Genomic DNA, 5448 nt, shown 5'->3' on the forward strand with positions numbered 1-5448 from the left:
GCGCGGCGCGGCGCGTCGGCCAGCAGCGAGGCGATGGCGGCGGCGAGCGGTTCCGGCGCCCCGACCGGCACCAGCAGCCCGGTTTCGCCGTCGCGCACCACCTCGCGCGGCCCCTGCGCCGCCGCCGCGACGACGGGGCGCGCGGCGGACCACGCCTCCAGCACCACGTTGCCGAGCGGCTCGTGGCGCGAGGGGCAGACGAAGACGCCGCAGGCGGCCAGCAACGCGCCCGTGTCCTCGCGCCAGCCGAGGAACGCGACGCGGTCCGCCACGCCCAACCCCCGCGCCAGCGCCTCCAGCGCCGCCCGTTCGGGTCCCTCGCCGGCCAGGAAGAGGTGCGCGTCGCGCAGCAGCGCGAGCGCGCGCAGCAGCACGTCGAAGCCCTTGTTGCGGTGCAGCCGCCCGAGCGCGAGCAGCCGGGGCGCGCCCGGCGGCGCCGGCAGGTCGGCGGGCGGAACGCCCGCGAGGTCTTGCGCGAAGTTCGGCACGACATGCGCCCGTTCCGCCGGCCAGCCTTGCTCCACCAGCCACCCGCGGATGCCGCGCGTGTTGCCGACGAGGTGGTCGCAACGGCGGTAGTACTTGAGGTCGTAGTAGCCGCCGAGCCGCCCCACCAGCGTCCACGGGCCGCCGCGCCGCTTCAGCCGCCCCGCGAAGAGCGTCGCCCGGTTGGCCCAGGACACGACCACCTCCGGCCCGAAGGCGCCGAGCGCGCGCCGCAGCGCCGGGCCGGTGCGGAGGTCGAAAGGCCCGCCGAACGGGAGTTGCACCGGGTCAAGCCCGGCGCGGCGCAGCCGCGCGGCGCGGCCGGCGTCCTCGCGCACCACCGCCAGCACCGCTTCTCCGCCCGCGTGCTGCGCCGCGGCGAGGCGCTCGAAGAACGCCTCCGCTCCGCCCATCGGCGCGCCGGCGATGACGTGCGCGACCCGCGTCACGCGGCCAGCGCCTCGAAGCGCGCCGCCACCGAGTCCCAGTCCGGGCCGGGGCCGCGCGCCAGCGCTGCCGCGTGCATCGCCGACCACGCGGCGTCGTCCGACAGCAGGCGGACGGCGGCTTCGGCGAAGGCGTCGTCGCTCCACGCCACCACGCCGGTCTCGCCGTCCACCACGCGCTCCGCAACCGCGCCGAGCGGCGTCACCACGCAGGGCAGGCCGATCGCCTGCGCTTCCGCCAGCGCCAGGCAGAAGGTCTCGCCCGGATCGCCGCGGTAGAGCATCGCGCGCGCCGCGCCGAGCCGCTCCGCCAGTGCCGGGCGCGGCATGGGATCGCGCAGCCGCACGCCGGCCCCGGCCAGCGAAGCCGCCCGCGCCAGCACCGGCGCGGCGCGGGCGGCGAGTCGGGCGTCGCCGCCGTAGGTCGCGGCGCCGGTGTAGAGGTGCAGTTCCGCCGCGGGCACAGCCGGCCGGACGCGCGCCGTCCAGAGGTCCAGCAGCCAGTCGAGGCTGCGCAGCGGGTTGGAGGCGAACACCGCGACCGGCGGCGGCGGCGCCCGGCGCGGCGCCCGATCCGAGAAGGGCGGCGCCACCGCCAACGGGATTTCGACCGGGCGGAAGGGCAGCCAACGCGGCAGGCCGGCGGAGTGGCTGGGCCCGAGCGTCACCACGCGCGGCCGCGCCGCCAGCAGGGGCAGCAGGTGGCGCGGCTTGCGCAGGTAGCCGCAGGGGTTGTGCAGCCACAGAACCCGCCGCCCCCGCCGCGGCAGGCGGCGGAACACGCGCGGCAGGCGGCTGGCCAACACCATGCCGGCCGGCGCCGTGGAGGCCCGGCCCTCGGCGCACACCTCGACCGCGTGGCCACGCCGCTCGAACGCCTCGGCCAGCAGCGCGAAAGCGGTTTCGGCGCCGCCGAGCGGGCGGTTCCCGACCGCCGCCCCAGCGGTGAATGGGTCTTCCGTCCCCATCACGATCCGCATCATTCCGCCGGTGTGGAGCGGGTCCGGTGCCGCTCCGGCTCCAGCCGCGCCTTCAGGTGGGCGAGCAGAGGGAACAACCCGGCGCAAAGCGAGATCAGCAGCCCCCAGCCTCCTTCCTTCCACCCCCCGCGCGACACGTAGCACTTGCCGAAGCGCGACACGAACCGGCGGAGGTTCCCGGGCAGGCTGCCGATGTCGCCAGCTTCCAAGAGGTCCGCGGCCTTGGCGGAGGAGTAGCGGTCCAGACGGCGCAGCATGTCGGAGATGTCGCGGTCCACCTCGTGGCGGATGCCGGCCTCCTCGATAGGCGGGCCTTCCGTGCCGGTCCAGTCCAGGCCCGGATGCACGCGCTGCGCCCGCCAACGCTTGGCGCCGCGGCGGAAAAGGACGGGCTTCAACGTCGTGCCGAAGCTGCCGCCCCAGCCGTGGCGGATCAGCCGGTCGCCCACGTGGTTGTCGATCCGCACGCGGTGGAAGCCGTGCGGCGAGTCCGCGGCGACGCGGCGCACCGCCTCCCACAGCTCGGGCGGCACGCGCTCGTCCGCGTCCACCTCCAGTACCCAATCGCCGGTGCAGGCGTCGATGCCGGCGTTGCGGCGCTCGCCTTCCAGCTCCCAGGCGCCTTCCAACACGCGGGCGGCGCCGCCCCGGCACAGCGCGCCGCTGGCGATGTTGCGGCTCCCGTCGGTGCTGCGGTCGAGAACCACCACCAGTTCGTCGGCCGCCGCCAAGCTCGCCAGGCAAGCGGGCAGGCGCGCGGCCTCGTTCCGGGCCACCACCAGCGCGCTGACGCTCCGCGCTCTCATGCCGCGGACGCCGGCACCGGGGCGGCGAGGAGCCGCTCCGCCGCGCCCAGCGCCGCTTCCAGGGTCAGGTTCGGCATGGAGTCCAGGTCCGGCGAACCCGGCGCCACGGCCGCCGCGGCCCGCGGACCGGCGGGCGCGTAGTGGTCCGCGGGCGAGGGCCCGAACAAGCCGAGCGTGGGCGTCCCGGTGGCCGCCGAAAGGTGCATCAGGCCCGAGTCGTTGCCGACGAAGAGCGCGCAGCGGGCCAGCACCGCGGCCGCTTCCGGCAACGACAGGTTGCCGACCAGATCCAACGCCCGCCCGCCCAAGGCGGCCAGCACCGGCGCCGCCATCGCCCGCTCCGCGGCGCCCGGCCCGCCCAGCACGGCGACGCGCGCCCCGGCCAGCGGCCCGCCCGACGCCGACAGGGCGTCGGCCAGGGCCACGAAGCGATCCGCCGGCCAGACCTTGCGGTCCCAGTTCGCGGTGGGGCCAAGGGCGAGCCAAGGCCCGTCGCCCGGCAGCAGCGCCGACGCGCGCCGCGCGTCGGCCGGCGCGAACCACGCCACCGGCAGGGGCGGCGGGTCGAGGCCCATCAACGCGCCGATCTGCGCCAAACGGTGCCCGGGACGGCGCCCGCCGCGCATCACCACGCGGCGCTTGGCGCGGATCGTCCAGGCGAGGCCGGAGGCGCGCAGGTCCACCACCAAGTCCCAACGCGAGCCCGCCACCTGCCGCCACAAGTCCCACCAATGCAGGCGGAAAGGGCGCTTCTCCAGGGAAATGGTCCAGGCGCGGTTCGGCATCCGGGCGAACACGCCCTCGGCCGCCGGCCCGCAGACGACCACCACCTTGGCGTGCGCGTGCGCGCGCAAAAGGTGGTCCAGCAGCCCGGTGGAGAGCACGGCGTCGCCGATCCGGGTGGCGGTGATGAACAGGATGCGCAAAGCGCTAGGGCTCTAGCACAGCCGTTCCCCCGTTGCAGCGGGCCCGGCCGGACGCCACTTCCCCCGCATGCCGACGACCCTCCTCCCCGACCGGGGCGTCCTGGAGGTGGCAGGCGAAGATCGCGTCGCCTTCCTCCAGGGCTTGGTTTCCAACGACGTGGCGGAGGCGGCTTCCGGCCGGGCGGTGTGGGCCGCGCTGCTGACGCCGCAGGGCAAGTGGCTGGCGGACTTTTTCGTGTTTTCGGACGGGGAACGCCTGTTGCTGGACTGCGAACGGGCGCAGGCGCCAGGGCTGGTGGCGCGGTTGTCGCGCTTCCGGCTGCGCTCCCGCGCGTCGCTGCGCGACGCTTCGGACGGGTTCCACGTCCACGTCGGCTGGGATGGCGCACCCATGCCGGAAGGGGCGGTCGCGGCGCCCGATCCAAGGCTTCCGGACGCGGGCTGGCGCGCCCTCGCCACGGCGCCTCTGCCTGGCGCGGACGCCACGCCCGAGGACTGGGACCGGCGCCGCCTCGCCCTTGGCCTCCCGGACGGCTCGCGCGACATGGCGGCGGAGCAGACGGTGCTGTTGGAAGCCGGCTTCGACGAGTTGCGTGGCGTTTCCTGGACCAAGGGCTGCTACATGGGCCAGGAGTTGACGGCGCGCACCCGCTACCGCGGCCTGCTGAAGCGGCGCCTCGTCCCGGTGTCGGTGGACGGGCCGTTGCCGCCACGCGGGACGCCGGTGCTGGCCGGCGGGGCCGAAGCGGGCGAGATGCGCTCCGGCCGGGACGGGCTCGGCATGGCGTTGCTGCGGCTGGAGGCGCTGGACGGCCGATCGTTGCGGTGCGGCGACGCGACGCTGGCGGCGCGCGTGCCGGCCTGGATGGTGTTGCCGAGGAAGGAGAGCGCCTGAGCCCCCGCGCCGCGTGCCGCACCGCCGCGCGGAAAGGTGCCACGGGCCTCCGGACCGCCCGCGCGCCGCGACGCGCGCCGACGGAGACCGCACGGACTTTTGCGGAATGATGAGCGGCCCCACACGGGCCGCCGCCGCCCCAAACGCGCAACGGATTAAAACCGTCGCATGACTTCCGCTTAACTGGATCGCATTCGCTTCCGGCAGCAAATTGCGGTCGCAGCGCCCCGTATGCCGCTCAACGGGAAAAAGGGGCCGGGAAGGAGAGGACGATGCCGGACTTCATCATGGGCACCGACGCCGACGAACGGCTCGACGGCACGACGGCCGCCGAGTTCATCTGGGGCCGCGGCGGCGACGACACCATCTACGGCGACGGCTACGCGCCGGGCATCCCCGGCGACGGCCAAGGCCCCGCCCAGTACCTCGGCGGGAACGACATCCTCTGGGGCGACGAGGGCAACGACCGGCTCTCTGGGGGTCACGGCGCGGACGTGCTGATCGGCGGCGCCGGCGCCGACGCGTTCTCCTTCGGCACCCACATCCCGTTCAACACCAACAACGTCACGCCCGGCATCCACGTGTTGGACACGGGCGTGGGCGCGGGCGCGCGGGACGTGGTCGTCGACTTCACGCCAAGCGAGGACGTGATCGACCTGTCCTTGCTGCTGGCCTTGGCCCACCGCCACCTGAACATCAACGAGGCCTACGAATTCGTCGGCGACGGGGCGTTCACCGGGGAACGCGCGCAGGTCCGCTACGTGGTGGAGGGGGATCGCACGATCGTGCAGCTCGACGGCACCGACTTCTCGGGCGGTGGCGTGCGGAACGTGGACGGCGTGGTGGACGCCGAGATCGAATTGCTCGGCGCCCACGCGCTGACGGCGGCCAACTTCCTCCTGTGACGCA

At 75.1% G+C, this 5448-nt stretch carries 6 protein-coding genes; 2 read left to right on the plus strand and 4 right to left on the minus strand.

The annotated features are described in order from the left end of the window. The 4 genes from ABD067_RS09760 to ABD067_RS09775 form a co-directional block, all read right to left on the minus strand. The coding region (locus ABD067_RS09760; protein ID WP_408871534.1) for a glycosyltransferase at nucleotides 1–935 on the minus strand (935 nt) is incomplete at its 3' end. Further along, nucleotides 932–1900, minus strand: coding sequence for a glycosyltransferase (locus ABD067_RS09765; RefSeq protein ID WP_343895064.1), 969 nt, complete (start codon nucleotides 1898–1900; stop codon nucleotides 932–934). The genes ABD067_RS09760 and ABD067_RS09765, both read right to left, overlap by 4 nt. An 11-nt stretch (nucleotides 1901–1911) precedes the next feature. Further along, nucleotides 1912–2718 (minus strand): glycosyltransferase family 2 protein, encoded by an 807-nt coding sequence (locus ABD067_RS09770; RefSeq protein WP_343895065.1) that lies wholly within the window; start codon nucleotides 2716–2718, stop codon nucleotides 1912–1914. Beyond that, nucleotides 2715–3644: a glycosyltransferase family 9 protein gene (locus ABD067_RS09775; RefSeq protein ID WP_343895066.1), complete on the minus strand. Its 930-nt coding sequence runs from the start codon at nucleotides 3642–3644 to the stop codon at nucleotides 2715–2717. Before ABD067_RS09775 ends, ABD067_RS09770 begins: the two co-directional genes overlap by 4 nt. 67 nt (nucleotides 3645–3711) lie before the next feature. Between ABD067_RS09775 and ygfZ the strand changes: the two genes are divergently transcribed. Both ygfZ and ABD067_RS09785 read left to right on the plus strand, forming a co-directional pair. Continuing rightward, nucleotides 3712–4539 carry a CAF17-like 4Fe-4S cluster assembly/insertion protein YgfZ gene (gene ygfZ, locus ABD067_RS09780; RefSeq protein WP_343895067.1) on the plus strand — a complete coding sequence of 276 codons (828 nt, stop codon included), beginning with the start codon at nucleotides 3712–3714 and terminating at the stop codon, nucleotides 4537–4539. Between the two features lie 272 nt (nucleotides 4540–4811). Beyond that, nucleotides 4812–5444 (plus strand): calcium-binding protein, encoded by a 633-nt coding sequence (locus ABD067_RS09785; RefSeq protein ID WP_343895068.1) that lies wholly within the window; start codon nucleotides 4812–4814, stop codon nucleotides 5442–5444. Nucleotides 5445–5448 lie beyond the last annotated feature (4 nt).

Source organism: Craurococcus roseus, from assembly GCF_039523795.1.
GTDB classification, from domain to species: domain Bacteria; phylum Pseudomonadota; class Alphaproteobacteria; order Acetobacterales; family Acetobacteraceae; genus Craurococcus; species Craurococcus roseus.

What these genes read in the sequence shown, in the direction of transcription:
- ABD067_RS09765 (WP_343895064.1), bottom strand. Translation starts at nt 1,900, where the DNA reads ATGGGGACGGAAGACCCATTCACCGCTGGGGCGGCGGTCGGGAACCGC.
- ABD067_RS09770 (WP_343895065.1), bottom strand. Translation starts at nt 2,718, where the DNA reads ATGAGAGCGCGGAGCGTCAGCGCGCTGGTGGTGGCCCGGAACGAGGCC.
- ygfZ (WP_343895067.1), top strand. Translation starts at nt 3,712, where the DNA reads ATGCCGACGACCCTCCTCCCCGACCGGGGCGTCCTGGAGGTGGCAGGC.
- ABD067_RS09785 (WP_343895068.1), top strand. Translation starts at nt 4,812, where the DNA reads ATGCCGGACTTCATCATGGGCACCGACGCCGACGAACGGCTCGACGGC.